Consider the following 15,330-nt stretch of genomic DNA (forward strand, 5'->3'; position numbering starts at 1 on the left):
TCGACAAGTTACTTAAATTTCCTTGTAACGCCCGCCATTGGCAGCAGAGCTGACCAGATAGGCATAACGCCGCAGCACCGGGTAAGGGCAATCCTTCTTGGGCACCACAAGGGCGGCGCGCCGCTTGGCAAGCTCGGCCTCGTCCACAAGCAGGTCCAGCTTGCGGTTGGGAATGTCGATATGGATGGTATCGCCTTCGTGCACAAGAGCGATAACACCACCGTCCGCCGCTTCGGGCGAAATGTGCCCTATGGCCGCGCCATTGGTGCCGCCGGAGAAACGGCCGTCCGTCAGCAGGGCAACATCCTTGCCAAGGCCCATGCCTGTGATGGCCGCTGTGGGCGAGAGCATTTCGCGCATGCCGGGGCCGCCGCGCGGGCCTTCGTAGCGGATCACAACGCCGTCCCCGGCCTTGATCTTGCCGTCAAGAATGGCCTTCATGGCGTCTTCTTCCGACTCAAACACGCGGGCCGTGACGTCGCGGCACATCATTTCCGGAGCAACCGCAGACTGCTTGACCACAGCGCCCTCGGGGGCCAGGCTGCCACGCAGGATGGCAATGCCGCCCTGCTTGGAATAGGGATTCTCAACACTGCGGATCACTTCAGGGTTCATGACGCGGGCGTTCATGTCCTTAAGGTTTTCGCCCACGGTCTTGCCCGTGGCGGTCATGCAGTCCTTGTTGATGAGGCCCAGCTTATCCAGCTCGGTCATGACGGCAGGGATGCCGCCCGCGTTGTCCAGATCAACCATGTAATGCTTGCCCGCCGGGGAAAGCTTGCACAGATTGGGGCTCTTTTTGCTGACTTCGTCAAAAATTTCCAGGCCAAGCTTCAATCCGGCCTCGCCGAACACGGCGGGCAGGTGCAGCACGGTGTTGGTGGAGCAGCCAAGGGCCATATCCACGGCAACGGCGTTAGCAACGGACTTGGGCGTTACGATGTCCAGCGGGCGGATGTTCTTGCGCAGCAGATCCATAACCCGCATGCCCGCCGTTTTGGCAAGGCGGATGCGCGCGCCGCTCACAGCGGGGATGGTGCCGTTGCCGGGCAGGGCCACGCCGATGGTTTCAGACAGACAGTTCATGGAATTGGCCGTGAACATGCCCGCGCAAGCGCCGCAGCCGGGACAGGCGCGTTCTGCCATGTATTCCAGTTCTTCTTCGGTCATAGCGCCGCTGCGCACCTTGCCCACAGCTTCAAACACGGTGATGAGATCGCCGCGCTTGCCGGGGCCTATGTCCCCGGGCAGCATGGGGCCGCCGGAAACCAGCACCGAGGGAATGTTCAGGCGCATCATGGCCATGAGCATACCGGGAACGCACTTGTCGCAGTTGGGAATGAACACCAGAGCGTCAAAGGCGTGACCGCGCGCCATAATTTCAATGGAATCCGCGATGAATTCACGCGAGGGCAGAGAAAAACGCATGCCTTCATGGTTCATGGCCAGACCGTCGCACACGGCAATAGCCGGGAACTGCAGCGGCGTACCGCCCGACATACGTACACCGGCCTTGACCGCGTCGGCCAGGCTGTTCAGGTGCATATGCCCGGGAACGACCTCGCTGGCGGCGTTCACAATGCCTACCAAGGGGCGTTCCATTTCTTCTCTGGTAAGGCCCAGAGCATAGAGCAGGGAGCGGTGGGGGGCTTTTTCCAGCCCGGACTTCATTTTTTTGCTGCGTGCTTCATCATCCATGACGGTATCCTTATGGTATGAACAACAAACATTCCTCTTGCGCCCGCAATCGGAATGAGAATGGTACGGTAATTTTTTACGCCCGTAAACACGCCATAGCCGCTCCTGCCTGAGTGGCGCGCCACAACCGGACGTTGTATAATCCCACGCTGAACAGGTATTTTTTCTGCACTGCCCTCAGCCACTTGAGCGCGCCGCCGAAGTGAGCTAATTTCCCGGCATGCAAAGCTCTACCCCAACCCTGGCCCGCCGCTACATATTCAAGCTCGTGGCCAACATCGCCTCCGTCCCGGTCTACCTTGTCATGGAGGCCATTCTGCCCCGCGCTCTCGGGCCGCAGATGTACGGCAATTACAGCTTTGCCACCAACCTGTTCCAGCAGCTTTCCGGCTTTCTGGATATGGGAACCTCCACCTGCTTTTACAATTCCCTCTCGCGCCGTCAGGCAGAGACCGGCCTCATTGGCTTTTACATGCGCGCCACAGCGGCGGTATTCGCCATTATTTTGCTGGCCGCAGGCCTGCTGCAGATTCCTGCAGCTGGCGAGTTGCTCATGCCAGATGTGCCCCTCTGGCTCGCGCCGCTGGCAGCCCTGTGGGCTTTTCTGACATGGTGGGGCCGTGTGTTGCGCTCCATGAACGATGCCGTGGGCGCGACTGTTTCTTCCGAAATGGTGCGCACCGTTGTTTCGCTGTTTACGGTGGGCTTGCTGGGGCTCATGTTCTGGGCCGACTGGCTGAACATCCACACGCTCTTTGCCCAGCAATACCTCATGCTGGGGGCAACGGCCCTTGGCTACTGGCTGGTTACGCGCACCTACTGGCGGCAGGCGGGCATTCCTCTGCACTTCCGGCTCACGCCTGAGCAGACGCGCGCCTATGGGCGGGAGTTTTTCAATTATAGCCACCCGCTGTTTGTGCAGGCCCTGCTTTCCTTTTTGCTCCTCACAGCCGAGCGCTGGCTGCTGCAATGGTTTGACGGCAGCGTGGAGCAGGGCTTTTTTGCCCTTTCCCAAAAAGTCAGCATGGCCTGCTTTCTTTTTGTTTCAGCCATGACGCCTCTGGTCATGCGCGAGCTTTCCATCGCCTGGGGCAACAATGACCGTGAGGCCATGGGCCGCCTGCTCACGCGTTTTGCCCCGCTGCTCTACGTGGTGGCTGCCTATTTTTCGTGCTTTACGCTGGCCGAAGGTTCCGCCCTGGTGAATTTTTTCGGTGGCGCGCAGTTTGCCGCTGCGACCCTTCCTGTACAGATCATGGCGCTCTACCCCCTGCATCAGGCCTATGGGCAGCTTGCGGGATCGGTTTTTCACGCCACGGGCCGTACCAAGGTGCTGCGCAATATGGCGGCGCTGGAATGCATTTACGGTTTCAGCACGGCGTGGTTTCTGCTTGCGCCGCCCGAATATTTCGGGCTTGGCCTCGGTGCCGTGGGACTGGCGATCAAAACCGTGTGCGTACAGGTCATCACCGTCAACGTCTATCTTTGGCTGGCCTCGCGCTTTATACCCCTCAAGTTTTGGCGCAACGTGGCCCACCAGATATGGAGCCTAGCAGTTCTGCTGCTGCTGGCCTTTGGCTGCCGCCAGCTTACGCTCTATCTTGGCATTGGCGATGTGGATTCCCTGCCGCGTTTTCTTGTTTCCGGCGTCATCTACACTGCGGCTATCGGCCTGCTCTGCCTGAGCATGCCTGCGGTCATGGGTTTTTCACGGCAGGAATTGCGCGAAGTATTCATCCGGTTCAGCAAATCCAGGTCACACGGCTAACACCCCACCGACTAAATAGAAAGGCCGGACTGAGGTCTGCTCCCCGTCAAGAGTGCAGGCCCAAAAGGCCAGGACGAATAATCAAACGGCCAGCTTTTTCCAAAATTCTATTGGAGAGAGCTGGCCGAGCCTTTTTTAAGATATCTTCGTAGTATAAAAACGTATGTGTTCTTCTAGCAGAACGACGGTTTCTGCTAGCTGCACACCTCTTCCCTGTCACCGCTTCGGTTAGTTTTTGTGGGACAGATAGCTATGGTAGCAATTTGTATGGGTTAATCTTTGCCGTCTGGTAGTGCCTGCTTCATGCAGGTTTAAAGTCCTACCCATTGGCGATGGTTGCTATGGGGTGTTTCTTGCGTTTGGTAAGTGCACTAAAAATAAAGTAATACAGGAGTAAGCTGTTTTCAGGCTTCATATTTCATGGCTTCCACATTGCAAGAAGCGGCAAAATTCAGGTAAACTTTTTTAAAAAAATGTCGTTAGGGAGATGAGGAGTACCAAACTGTGCGCAAGTGAGGTGTCGGAATGGACTTTTTTGATGATATTTTGACAGCCACATATTTAAAGAAGGCCAGCTTGAGCCTTCTGCTGGATAGTTTGCCGCAGTCAGTGCCCCCAACGTACACATCCGGCAAAGAAATGCTTGCCGCAGCGTTGACCGGGCGAATCAGGACTGATGCATCCATGCTGCGGCAAGGGGCGAAAAATGCAACGGAAGGGGCAAATATAGCCACGCTGATCGCAACGTCCACATCCACGGTGCGCGACAACCTGAACCAGATGTTAACTCTTGCCCAAGAGGTAAAGGCCGATCCCACCAAGGGCAGCGCCAACGGCGCTGCGTTTACAGCCCTTGCCGGAGAGCTCTCGTCAGTTGTTTCTGGCACAAAATACAATAATATTTCTTTGTTAGACAAAACTGGCTGGACGAATGACAGTCGTCTTACAATCAGCGGCGATGGAAAGTCCTCGACCTTCAAACTACAGCTGGGATACGGCAGCTCAACCTTTACTCTAAACGATTTGTCGTATCTTAATTACCTGAAGAGTGTTGATTTAAGCAGCGGATCACTTAATATAGATGCGCTTATCAGTGATCTTTCAGCACAAATAAATACAGTTGATGTGATATATAGTAAGAATAATTCGCTGTCAGGGTCTTACAAAAGCGAGGCAAATGTCCTGGTGGAGCAGGCAGACATTCTGAATAAGGCCGCGCAGGATGCGATGCCGAGTGAGGAAGACCCTCTTTTGCGGGATATTGGCAGTATTATTTCCACAACATCCTGAGCACTGTTGTTGTGCAAATCTCTTCGGGGCTTGCATCGGTTTATATCCCGGCAATGCTCCCACTCACCAACATTTCGGATTTTTTTGCATTTCTCCCCGCGCAATAACCACTAACACTGAACCTTATTGAAAGGCGTCACAAGCGGCTCTTGCACATGTTCCGCCTGTGACGCTTTTTTATGTTGTCTACATGATGGGGAGCATTGCAGCGCAGCGTGGGTCCCTTTATAGCGCGAGCCACTCAGAATGGGGCACAAAATCCAGCCCCGGACTTTACACTGCCGCATCAAGCAGCAGATTGTCCCTATGGATCACCTCGGGGTAGTGCGCATCGCCCAGAATGGCTGCGACCTCGTGCCTTTTCAGGCCCATAATTTTTTTCAGGTCTGAAGTGCTGTAGTTGGAGAGCCCCACGCCGAGGCTTTGCCCTTCGTGCAGCACACGCACCAGCCCGCCCTGCTGAAAGCTGCCCTCAACGCGAAACACGCCGCCGGGCAAAAGGCTGCCGCCCTTGTGCAGCAGGGCCTTGGCCGCGCCTGCGTCCACATGCACGCTGCCCGCCGGGTCTGACTGATAGGCCAGCCAGAATTTACGGCGCGGTATGGCATGCCGCGCAGGGCAAACCCATGTGCCGCCCGCAAAGGGTTCAAGCCCCTGCGGAGCCGGACAAATACCGCTGGCGGCAAAGGCCCGCGTGATGATCTCCGGCTCGCGCCCAGGCAAAATCAGCGTGGGCACACCAATCTGCGCGGCGCGGCGGGCCGCCAGCAGCTTGGAATACATGCCGCCGGTGCCTACGGAAGTCTTGCCGCCGCAAAGCTGACCCAGATCAAGGGCCGCCACGTCATCGATATGATCCATGATGGGGGCGTTGGGGTCCTTTTGCGGATCTGCAGCCAGAACGCCCGAGGCGGACGTGAGATTGATAAACAGATCCGCCCCGGTCAGATTGACCAAAAGGCTTGCAAGGCAGTCGTTATCGCCGAACTTCAGTTCGCTGATGGACACCGTGTCGTTTTCGTTGACAATGGGCAGCACGCCCCATTCCAACAGTTCGGCAAAGGTATTGCGGGCATTGAGGAAGCGCTGACGCGCGCGCAGGTCATCGCGGGTCAGCAGAACCTGGGCGGTGGGCATGCGGTGGGCCAGAAAAACCTTGTCCCAGCTCTGCATAAGCTGCCCCTGCCCCACTGCTGCCGCAGCCTGACGCGCCGCGAGGCCCGTGGTCTCAACCACATGCCCACGCGTGGCAAGCGCCGCCCGCCCAGCGGCCACAGCACCGGAAGAAACCAGCACCAGACGGCGCGGCTCCGCTCCCCCTGCGCTACCGGATGCGGCATCAGCCGCTGGCAGCAGATTGCGCAGGCGCGCCAGCTGCCCAGCCAGATTTTCCAGTACGGGCATGCTCAGGCCCTGGGCATCGGTGAGTACGGCGCTGCCTACCTTGACGACCACCACCCGCGCCTGGGCAAGCACCCGTGCGCGTTCCTGCCGCCAGTCTTCCGTCGGCGCTGTCATATATGCTCCACAGACCGCTACTCGCGGGTATAGATCACTTCAATTTCGGGGAAGTCCTCTTCCTCATCGCCGTCTGTATCGGCAAAATGCAGAATAGGCGCGTGGCTGGCGGTTTCGTCACGCATGCGCCAAAGCTCTTCCACCAAGGGCTCAACGTCGATATTGTCCCTCGCGGAAATAAAGAAGATATTGCGGCCATCGGCCTTGGCTCTGCTTTTCAGTTCTTCCAGGCGTTCAGGGCTGATGAGGTCGATCTTGTTGACCACCTCGATCTGCTGCCTCTCGCCCAATTCTTCGTCAAAGCGGCGCAGTTCTTCATTGATGAGGTTAAAGCCCGCCCAGGGATCATCCTCGCCCACATCCTCCACGCTGAGAATATGCACAAGAAAACGTGTGCGCTCCACATGCTTGAGAAAACGCAGTCCAAGGCCCTGGCCTTCGTGCGCGCCTTCAATGAGGCCGGGGATGTCGGCAATGACCATGCGCCTGTCGGGATCCACTTCGTCAATCATCACGCCGAGGTTGGGCGTGAGCGTGGTGAAGGGATAGGCCGCGATCTTGGGACGCGCCGCCGAAACCTGCGAAATAAAGGTGGATTTGCCCGCATTGGGCAAGCCCAACAGACCGGCATCGGCCAGAATCTTCAGTTCAAGGCGCAGATTTTTTTCTTCGCCTGGTTCGCCGGGCTGGCAAAAACGCGGGGCGCGCATGGTGGAAGACTTGAAATGTTCGTTGCCCTTGCCACCGCGTCCTCCGCGCGCAACCATCACTTCCGCTTCAGGATCGCTGAGGTCGGCCAACAGCTCTTCACCATCCGGGCCTTCAACAAAAACAAGCGTGCCCACCGGCAGGTGCAGCACCATGTCTTCACCTTTTTTGCCGTCGCACTGGCTGCCCTCGCCGGGGCGACCATTGCGGGCCTCATAAAGGCGCTTGAGGCGAAAATCGTACAAAGACAGCAAACGGCCATCGGCTTTCAGCAGCACAGAACCGCCGTCACCACCGTTGCCGCCGTCCGGGCCGCCGCGCGGCACAAATTTTTCGCGCCGAAAAGACAAACAACCGTGCCCGCCCTTACCGGCGCGCACCTGAATTCGAGCTTCATCTACAAATCGCATGGGATATCCTTGCGGTCAGTCCGCGCGGCTGCGCCTGCAATGCTGGCGCTCGCCGTAATGTATAAGGGGCTGCCGTTCCGAAAAACCGCGCAAATTTTGCAGCAATGCAGGTCAGCGCCATGCGGCAAACACCTGCTTGCCCTACGCTGCCTGCTTTTCGGTCTGTGGCCTTGCGCCACACATACCCCAGCACAAACACCGAGAGGGAAGAAGCCTCGCGGCCCCTTCCCTCATCGGCAAATTCCACGCGGCCGCTTAGTCGGCGGCCGCCTCCACATGCACGCGCGTGTGAACGCGACGTTTGCGGATATACTTCTCAAAGCGCACAACGCCGGCCACTTTGGCGAACAGGGTAAAATCCCTGCCCATGCCCACGTTCACACCGGGGTAAACGGTAGTGCCGAGCTGACGCACCAGAATATTGCCAGCCAGAACGCTCTGACCGCCAAAACGCTTTACGCCGCGGCGTTGGCCTTCACTGTCGCGACCGTTGCGCGAAGAGCCGCCTGCTTTCTTATGTGCCATGGTAGCCTCCCTGGGGCGCCGACCCTGTGGACCGGCGGGGCAAAATAAATATCTTTCAACGCGCCCTGCACAAGTACAGAGCTATTGGCAGACCATGCCCGCGGCCTGCCGAACCTCAGCTAAAGCCGGGTTCTAGGCGTTGATGCTCTTAACGCGAATGGTGGTGTAATCCTGGCGGTGACCGCGCAGCTTGCGCGAGTCATTGCGACGCCAGCGCTTGAACACCTTGATCTTGGGTCCGCGCCCGTGATCCACCACTTCCGCCATAACGGCGGCCCCGGCAAGATAGGGAGCGCCGACTTTGCATTCAGCGCCGCCGACCATCAGCACCTTGTCCAGGGAAATTTCGCTTCCGGCCTGAACCGCAAGCTTTTCCACAACTACTTTAGAACCTTCTTCGACGCGGTACTGTTTTCCGCCGGTCTCGATAATCGCGTACATATCAACCTCCAAAAAGAGAAAGGCATATTTGCCCCACAGGCCGACAAATGTCAAGCGCGTTTTGCAGAATTTTTTTGCAAAACTCGCTACAACAGTCCGCGACTTGCGCGAGTGGCGAGAATACACAACTCCATAGCGGGGAGCAATGCCTTTCTGCACCCAGCCACGCGCCGTCTGCCCTCTTCCTTCATGCTGCGGCTCTTGCGCAGCCACAAGCCTGCTGCTATCTCTGAGCCGCATGAACACAGCCCCCACACACCTCACGCTTGACATCACCGCCCTTTCGCACGATGGGCGCGGCATTGCACGCCTTGCCCCAGAGGACGACCGATCCAGCAAGGGCACTGTTGTATTTGTGGCAAATGCCTTGCCAGGCCAGCGGGTGAACGCACGAGTGCTGCGGCGCAAGCCTTCCTTTATAGAAGCCAACGCTGCGACCCTGCTCAGCCAGTCGCCGGACGCCATTGATCCCATCTGCCCCCACCATGCCGAGTGCGGCGGCTGCCCGCTGCAAACCATGCCCTATGACCAACAGCTATACTGGAAGCGCACTCTGGCGGTGGACGCCCTCACGCGCATTGGCAAGTTTGACCGGGATCTGATTGAAGCAATGTTCCCGCCCGCCACAGGCTCCCCCGCACTGACGCGGTTTCGCAATAAAATGGAATTCGCCTTCGGGCACGACACGAACAACAAGGCCGATCTGAAACTTGGCCTGCGCCGCCGCAATGGCCGCGATGTTGTGGCCGTGCCCCACTGCGCCCTCATGCCGCCCGAGGCGCTGCAAATAGTAAGTCTGGTGGGCAAGCTGGCGACTGAAAGCGGCTTTGCCGCCTACGCAGCGCCCGATTCCAGGCAATGCCCCCCCATTCGCCCCACGCACAGCCAGCAAAAGCAGGGGCGCCGTGGCGGCTTTGCTCGGCGCGCCCCGCGCGACCATGCGGTCCCGGTTCACGATATCGCAGACAATGGCTTCTGGCGTTTTTTTGTGCTGCGGCGCGGCCTTGCAGCGGACATGCGTACACCACGCTGGTGGGCCTTGTGCATCACAAGCCCTGGCGACGCCCCGCAGCGCGCTGCCGTGAGAATGCTCGCCAGGGAGGTTCTGGCGGCATTCCCCCAGTTGGCGGCCTTTATCCATGAAGAACGCGCCACCGCCGATGCCTTTGCTTTTGGCGAAAAACGTGTGCAGACTCTGGACGATACTGGCCGGGAAAATCCCTCGGCCGCACGGTTGTTTCTGCCCCTCGCTGGCATGAGCTTTACCCTTGATGCGGCTTCATTCTTTCAGGTGAATACCGGCGGGGCGCAGGCGCTTGCGCAGGCGGCACAGCGCATTCTTTTGGCTGACAGCCCGGCGGAGAGTCATCAGGACGCCCGCCCCAGAGGTCTGCTCGATCTTTATTGCGGCGTTGGCGCTCCGGGCCTGTTGCTGGCGCGCAACTATTCCGCCCTGCTGGGTCTGGAGCAGGACAGCCGGGCCGTGAAGCTTGCCGCCATAAATGCCCGGGCCAATGACATCAATTACTGCCAGTATGAGGCAGGGGATGCGGCGTACCGCCTTGAGCACCTTGCGCCTCTGGAACCTGCAAGCCGCTGGCTGGCAGCCGGTTTTGACGAGTCAGCCCGCATTCCGCAGGCAACAGACGCTCTCGCAGATCCGCCCAGGGCCGGGCTTTCGCCGCGTGCGCTGGATGCGCTCATGCAGATCGCGCCAGACAGAATCCTTTATATATCATGCAACCCTGCTACGCTTGCACGAGACGCCGCACAGCTACGCCACAAATATTCCCTGGAGCGGCTTGAAGCCGTTGATCTTTTTCCCCACACGCCGCACCTTGAGTGCCTGAGCCTCTGGCGCAGACTCGACTGAGCAGTTGGCAGACATTTTTTGCATATTTGCAAGAGCCGATTTTTGGTATCAACAGCCAGTTTTCCGCGCCTGTGGCCTCTAAGGAATGCAGCGTAATCACAAGTTTCCGCCCAAAGTCATTGACGCGTCGGGTCGCCTGTGATAATTTGAACAGCGTTAAGGGGACCATGACGCTTACAGGTTCCAGCCACGTGCGCGGAGGCCTTATGTCGTTCAAGGATTTTCTTAAGCAACAGCAAACCGGTATGGAAGCCATGGCCAACACAGGGGTCATCGGTCTGCATCTGGTAAGTGGCCCCGCAGTGGGTTTTGCCATAGGTTATGGCATTGACCACTGGCTTGGCACCAGCCCCTGGGGCAAGCTGGTTTTTCTGTTCATCGGCATTGCGGCGGGTTTTTTGAACGTGTATCGCGACACTCAGGCTCTGCTGCGCAAAATGGCGGCGCAGGACGCCCGCCGGAAAGGCCTTGTGCCGGAACAGCAAAACGAAACGCCCCCAACGGGGCAAGGCAAAACAAACAGCCGTGCGCAGACTGAAACAGATGATACACAGCCTTGACGCCTGGCTTTGGCGGCGCGGCATAGATCACCCGGCCATCCGTGTTTTGCTGCGTAACGAAATTTTGCTCGCCGTGTGCAGTCTTTTGATCGGCGGGCTGGCCTTTACGGTCACACCCTGGTTTTTCTGGTTTGGAGTGGGCCTGACCATCATGGCCTGGACTTTTTGGGGATTGGCGCGCTTTTTTCTGCGCAAAGGCCTTGGGGATTACAGCACGGCCTTTTTGCGCATAGTACTGGTGCGCTGGATGGGCCGGATGGTTATAATCGGCGCGCTTCTCTATGTTTCGCTGATTGTCTATCAAGCCCCTGTTTTCGCCATAGTAGGCGGCATGGCCGCAGCCGGAGCTTGCGCTCTGGCAAGTTATGCCATGGCAGCGCGTGGACCGCGACGCCGGGCAGACTAAACCAAGGGCCTGACTGCCTGACCGGGGCAATCAGCCGCAGCACGGCAGGGCAAAGGCCCAAGGCCGCAAATTTTGGGGAATGGCCCGCACGGGTCTAACATTAACGCCGCGCTTTGGCGCGTACTCACCAGGAGGCATGGCTCATGGCAGGTGGTTTGCCGCATCCGGTATTGCTCTCCACATTTATGGGCATGGACGAGATCGCCATCGGTGGAACGATGGTGGAATTCAAACATGTGTTCTACTCCTGGGTCTGTATGGCCATTCTGTTCACCGTAGCGTTGATCATGCGCCGTCGGCTGACCATGGTTCCCGGAGGTTTGCAAAACTTTTTTGAAGCCTTGGTGGATACCATCGAGAACTTCATCCTAGCCACCATGGGTGAGCATGGACGCAAGTTCGTTGGCCTCCTGGCTGGCATGTTCATCTACATCTTCGGCATGAACCTCATGGGTCTTGTGCCCGGCTTTGACGCTCCTACAGCCAACCTCAACACCACCGTGTGCATGGCGGTGTTTGTGCTTGTGTTCTACAACGCCGTAGGTCTGATCCGCTGGAAGGCGCACTACATCCACCACTTTACCGGCCCCTCCAAGGTGCTCATTCCGCTCATGTTTCCTCTTGAAGTGGTTTCGCACCTTTCGCGCCCGGTTTCGCTTTCTCTCCGTCTTTTCGGCAACATCCGCGGTGAAGAAATCGTTATGGTGCTGTTCTTCGTAATGGCTCCCATACTCGGCACCCTGCCCATCTACGCTCTCTTCCTTTTGGGCAAGACCATGCAGGCTTTCGTGTTCTTCATGCTGACCATGTTCTACATCAAGGGCGCGCTTGAAGCTCCCGAGCATTAGGCCGATGGCCACGGGCTGCCTGCGGCCCGCCGAATAAACATCGGCAAATTGCGGGACGTTACACACGACACATAGTGGGGAATGGTCGATAACGACCCAACAATACAACAGTGCAAGGAGTGTCTCATGCGTAAGTTTCTGATGATCGCCCTGAACACCGTGGCCCTTCTCGGCATGGCCACCATGGCTTTTGCTGCCAACCAGCTCGACGCCTCGGCTCTGGGCTACACCTGCCTGGCCGCCGCCCTTGGCATCGGCATTGCCGCTTTCGGTTGCGGCATCGGCATGGGTCTTGGTCTGAAGGGCGCCTGCGAAGGCGTTGCCCGCAACCCTGACGTGAGCGGCAAGATCACCGGTACCATGATTCTGGCCTTCGCCTTCATCGAATCGCTGGCCATTTACGCCCTGGTTATCAGCTTCATTCTGCTGTACGCCAACCCCTACGCGTAAGTCCGGATCACATTGACAAATAAAAAAGGCGGCCTTGGGCCGCCTTTTTTATTTGTCACGCACGTGTACATGCCAGCGTCAGAAGTTGCAGGTGTGCTACAAGCAAGACCTCATGCAACAAAATTTCACTACCCACCTGTCAACAACAGCAAAGATAGCGACGATAAAGTGTTGCCCGTACCGCGCTTCTGGCAAAAAAAATCAAGCATTGCTGAGCACGCTCATCCACATGAACAAGATTGTTAAATAGAGTACGGCCTTCAACTACAGTGCAGCAAATACCTTTCACCTAGTCAGCATTCAGCAAGCAATATAAGAGGCTTAACCTTTGTTAACTTTTATGGTATTGATTATGTCCTACATCGTCTTTTGCGCATAACATACTGAAATAACAGATGGCGAACGTTCGCCGCTGTGTTAGCTGCAACTTGCTAAGTGGTGAAATAAATTTTATCAAAAAAGTCAGCAGGAAAAAGCCAAGGCAACGTTTCACCGCCCTTGATTCCAGCTGAACTTTGCAGGCATAATATTCTTCATTCCCTGCTATTTAGCGAAGTTGCCTGCCATGCGCGCCATGTATTCACAAAGCTTGCGCCTGTGTGTATTTCTGCTATAAAATCAAATTCACAAAGTTTGTAACAACAAGACACGCTTGGCATCCCAGAAGGTACATCATGGTCAACCCACCCAAAAGCAAACACATCCCCCGCGCGACTATCCAGCGCCTTGCCACATATGTTCAGGTGCTGGAAAATTTCGCACGTGACAGTGTCGAAGTCATTTCATCAAACCCCCTTGCAGAAGCTTGCGGCGTCAACGGCTCGCAGGTGCGCAAAGACCTTGCTTACTTCGGGGAATTCGGCATCCGTGGCGTTGGCTATCATGTCAAATCGCTCATTGCCGCCATTACCTCATCCCTGGGTGTTGACCGCGAATGGCGCATGGCGCTGATCGGCGTCGGCAACCTCGGCAAGGCCATCCTGAACCACGGAGAATTTCGCTCCCGTGGATTCAACATTGTGGGCATTTTTGACTGCGACCCCTTTAAAATCGGCGAAATTGTCCACGGTCTTGAAGTGCATTGCACACGCGATCTCAAGGACATGGTGACTGATCTGAACATTGAGATCGGTATCATCACCACTCCGCCGGAACGGGCGCAAAGGGCAGCACAGCACTTGATGGACGCAGGCATTACCTCCATTCTGAACTTTGCCCCCTCGCGCATCAAGGTACCAGACCGAATCAACGTGGAGTACGTGGACTTTTTCCACCATCTCTATGCGCTGGCGTTCAACCATCCCCAGACGCGGTAATCAAACGTGGCACTCACTTCTGTGACATCCTGGCCAGGGCGCTTTCATGACGCCCTGGCTTTTTTGACCCGCCTTGTACCGCCCCGCCCCTGCTGCACAGCAGATTCACTCAGCGCGGCCATGCCATTTTTTGCACCGGTGGGTCTGGTGCTCGGCGCACTTTGCACGGCAGCCGCCTTTCTTTGCCTTGGGCTATTTGAAGCACCAGACACGGGCTTTGCGGGCCGCTGTCTTGTCGCCGCCCTTGCCGCCTGGGCCTGGATGCTTTGCGAAATATGGGCAACGCGAGGCCTGCACTGGGACGGATTATCAGACCTTGGCGATGCCACGAGCAGCGGAGCCAGCGGCGAGCGCTTCTGGGCTGTGCTGCGGGATAGCCGCCTAGGAGCTTTTGGAGCGCTGCATCTTCTTGTGGCCTTCAGCGGTTTATGGCTGGCCCTCACATGGCAGCTTGCCAACGGCCAGTGGATTGCTCCTCTGCTCGCGCCGGCCTGGGGCCGGGCAGCCTGCATCTGGCTGGCGGCATATACAGTGCCGCATGATGAACGCTCTCTCGGCGGTCTGGCATGCGCTGGGTCAAGCCCACAACTGGCCCGCTGGCAAGTCGTGCTGGCAACAGGCATGCTTGTACTGGTTCTGCTGTTGGGCAATTGCCCATTCTGGCGCTTGCCCCTGCTGGCCTTTGGACAATTTCTGCTGATCCACAGTTTGATCGACACAACACGGGAACACGGCGGAGTTTCAGGAGATTTTCTTGGCGCGTGTATCCAGTGGAGCCAGTTGTGGTTCCTGTTGGTAACAGTGTAAGCTGCGTCTGACTGACGTAAACGACCGGGTTTACCCCGAAAAACCAAGGAGTCAGCTATGGATTTTAAAGCGCTTGCGGAAGCAGCCCGCACCTGCCGCCGCTTTTATGAAGACCAGCCGCTTGGCATGGCCGACCTGGAATGGCTTGTGGACTGCGCACGCCTCGCCCCCTGCGCCAAAAACGGGCAGGAACTGCGCTTCATGCTTGTGGGCAACGGCGAAACCTGCCAGAAGCTGTTCGCTCTCACCCGTTGGGCAGGCGCGCTGAAAGACTGGGGCGGCCCGCACCCCGGTGATCGCCCTACAGCTTTTGTGGTCATTCTTATGCCCAAGACCGGCAAGGAACTGACCTGCATGGATGTGGGCATTGCGGCCCAGACCATCCAGCTTGCCGCCACCAGCCGAGACTGGGGTTGCTGCATGATCCAGTCCTTTGATCATCAGGCCGCTCCCTCCCTGCTGAACGTACAGGAAGACATGAAAATCGCTCTGGTGCTGGGCCTTGGCGTTGCCAAGGAAAAGCGCGTTGTGGCCCCCATGCCCGAGGGTGGAGCAACTGCCTACTGGCGCGATGCCGAAGGCGTCCATTATGTGCCGAAGCGGAGCCTTGAAGACCTGATCGTTGCACGATTCTAGGTCATTATTGCCAGGATAGATGACAAAAAATCGCGGGAGAGCTTGCCTCTACCGCGATTTTTTATATTTTTAGAGC

Annotated in this window: 16 protein-coding genes; 11 read left to right on the forward strand and 5 right to left on the reverse strand. The window is 57.4% G+C overall.

Going from position 1 to position 15,330, the window contains the following annotated elements; translation table 11 throughout:
• Positions 1–12: 12 nt before the first annotated feature.
• A complete protein-coding gene (ilvD, locus tag JMF94_RS11675; RefSeq protein WP_240825280.1) occupies positions 13–1,698 on the reverse strand; it encodes a dihydroxy-acid dehydratase in 1,686 nt (561 codons plus the stop codon).
• Positions 1,699–1,918: 220 nt separating this feature from the next.
• Between ilvD and JMF94_RS11680 the strand changes: the two genes are divergently transcribed.
• Positions 1,919–3,466: a lipopolysaccharide biosynthesis protein gene (locus JMF94_RS11680; RefSeq protein ID WP_240825281.1), complete on the forward strand. Its 1,548-nt coding sequence runs from the start codon at positions 1,919–1,921 to the stop codon at positions 3,464–3,466.
• Positions 3,467–3,991: 525 nt separating this feature from the next.
• Positions 3,992–4,756, forward strand: a complete 765-nt coding sequence (locus tag JMF94_RS11685; RefSeq protein WP_240825282.1) for a hypothetical protein — start codon at positions 3,992–3,994, stop codon at positions 4,754–4,756.
• A 273-nt stretch (positions 4,757–5,029) separates the two neighbouring features.
• On the opposite strand, the gene proB is transcribed toward JMF94_RS11685, so the two are convergent.
• The 4 genes from proB to rplU form a co-directional block, all read right to left on the reverse strand.
• Positions 5,030–6,274 carry a glutamate 5-kinase gene (gene proB / locus JMF94_RS11690; RefSeq protein ID WP_240825283.1) on the reverse strand — a complete coding sequence of 415 codons (1,245 nt, stop codon included), beginning with the start codon at positions 6,272–6,274 and terminating at the stop codon, positions 5,030–5,032.
• 17 nt (positions 6,275–6,291) lie between these two features.
• Positions 6,292–7,392 (reverse strand): GTPase ObgE, encoded by a 1,101-nt coding sequence (gene obgE, locus JMF94_RS11695; RefSeq protein ID WP_240825284.1) that lies wholly within the window; start codon positions 7,390–7,392, stop codon positions 6,292–6,294.
• 255 nt (positions 7,393–7,647) lie between these two features.
• A complete protein-coding gene (gene rpmA / locus JMF94_RS11700; RefSeq protein WP_192112631.1) occupies positions 7,648–7,917 on the reverse strand; it encodes a 50S ribosomal protein L27 in 270 nt (89 codons plus the stop codon).
• Positions 7,918–8,049: 132 nt separating this feature from the next.
• Positions 8,050–8,358, reverse strand: a complete 309-nt coding sequence (gene rplU / locus JMF94_RS11705; protein ID WP_192112630.1) for a 50S ribosomal protein L21 — start codon at positions 8,356–8,358, stop codon at positions 8,050–8,052.
• 238 nt (positions 8,359–8,596) lie between these two features.
• On the opposite strand from rplU, the gene JMF94_RS11710 reads away from it, so the two are divergent.
• From JMF94_RS11710 to JMF94_RS11750, 9 genes are all read left to right on the forward strand, one after another.
• On the forward strand, positions 8,597–10,231 hold the full coding sequence (locus tag JMF94_RS11710) for a TRAM domain-containing protein (protein ID WP_240825285.1): 1,635 nt from the start codon (positions 8,597–8,599) through the stop codon (positions 10,229–10,231).
• A gap of 167 nt (positions 10,232–10,398) precedes the next feature.
• Positions 10,399–10,791, forward strand: coding sequence for an AtpZ/AtpI family protein (locus tag JMF94_RS11715; RefSeq protein WP_240825287.1), 393 nt, complete (start codon positions 10,399–10,401; stop codon positions 10,789–10,791).
• Positions 10,775–11,197 (forward strand): hypothetical protein, encoded by a 423-nt coding sequence (locus JMF94_RS11720; RefSeq protein ID WP_240825288.1) that lies wholly within the window; start codon positions 10,775–10,777, stop codon positions 11,195–11,197. The genes JMF94_RS11715 and JMF94_RS11720 overlap by 17 nt, the downstream gene beginning before the upstream one ends.
• 143 nt (positions 11,198–11,340) lie before the next feature.
• Entirely contained in the window at positions 11,341–12,045 is a 705-nt protein-coding gene (gene atpB / locus JMF94_RS11725; protein ID WP_022658855.1) for a F0F1 ATP synthase subunit A, read from the forward strand.
• A 126-nt stretch (positions 12,046–12,171) separates the two neighbouring features.
• A complete protein-coding gene (gene atpE / locus JMF94_RS11730) occupies positions 12,172–12,495 on the forward strand; it encodes an ATP synthase F0 subunit C (RefSeq protein ID WP_022658856.1) in 324 nt (107 codons plus the stop codon).
• A 12-nt stretch (positions 12,496–12,507) separates the two neighbouring features.
• Positions 12,508–12,741 carry a hypothetical protein gene (locus JMF94_RS11735; protein ID WP_240825289.1) on the forward strand — a complete coding sequence of 78 codons (234 nt, stop codon included), beginning with the start codon at positions 12,508–12,510 and terminating at the stop codon, positions 12,739–12,741.
• A gap of 428 nt (positions 12,742–13,169) precedes the next feature.
• Positions 13,170–13,811, forward strand: coding sequence for a redox-sensing transcriptional repressor Rex (locus JMF94_RS11740; RefSeq protein WP_022658857.1), 642 nt, complete (start codon positions 13,170–13,172; stop codon positions 13,809–13,811).
• A gap of 21 nt (positions 13,812–13,832) precedes the next feature.
• Positions 13,833–14,618, forward strand: a complete 786-nt coding sequence (locus JMF94_RS11745; RefSeq protein WP_240825374.1) for an adenosylcobinamide-GDP ribazoletransferase — start codon at positions 13,833–13,835, stop codon at positions 14,616–14,618.
• Positions 14,619–14,675: 57 nt separating this feature from the next.
• The gene (locus JMF94_RS11750) at positions 14,676–15,254 is read left to right on the forward strand and encodes a nitroreductase family protein (protein ID WP_240825290.1); all 579 of its coding nucleotides are present in this window, start codon (positions 14,676–14,678) and stop codon (positions 15,252–15,254) included.
• Positions 15,255–15,330: the final 76 nt, after the last annotated feature.

The organism is Desulfovibrio sp. UIB00 (assembly GCF_022508225.1).
Classification (GTDB): Bacteria; Desulfobacterota; Desulfovibrionia; order Desulfovibrionales; family Desulfovibrionaceae; genus Desulfovibrio.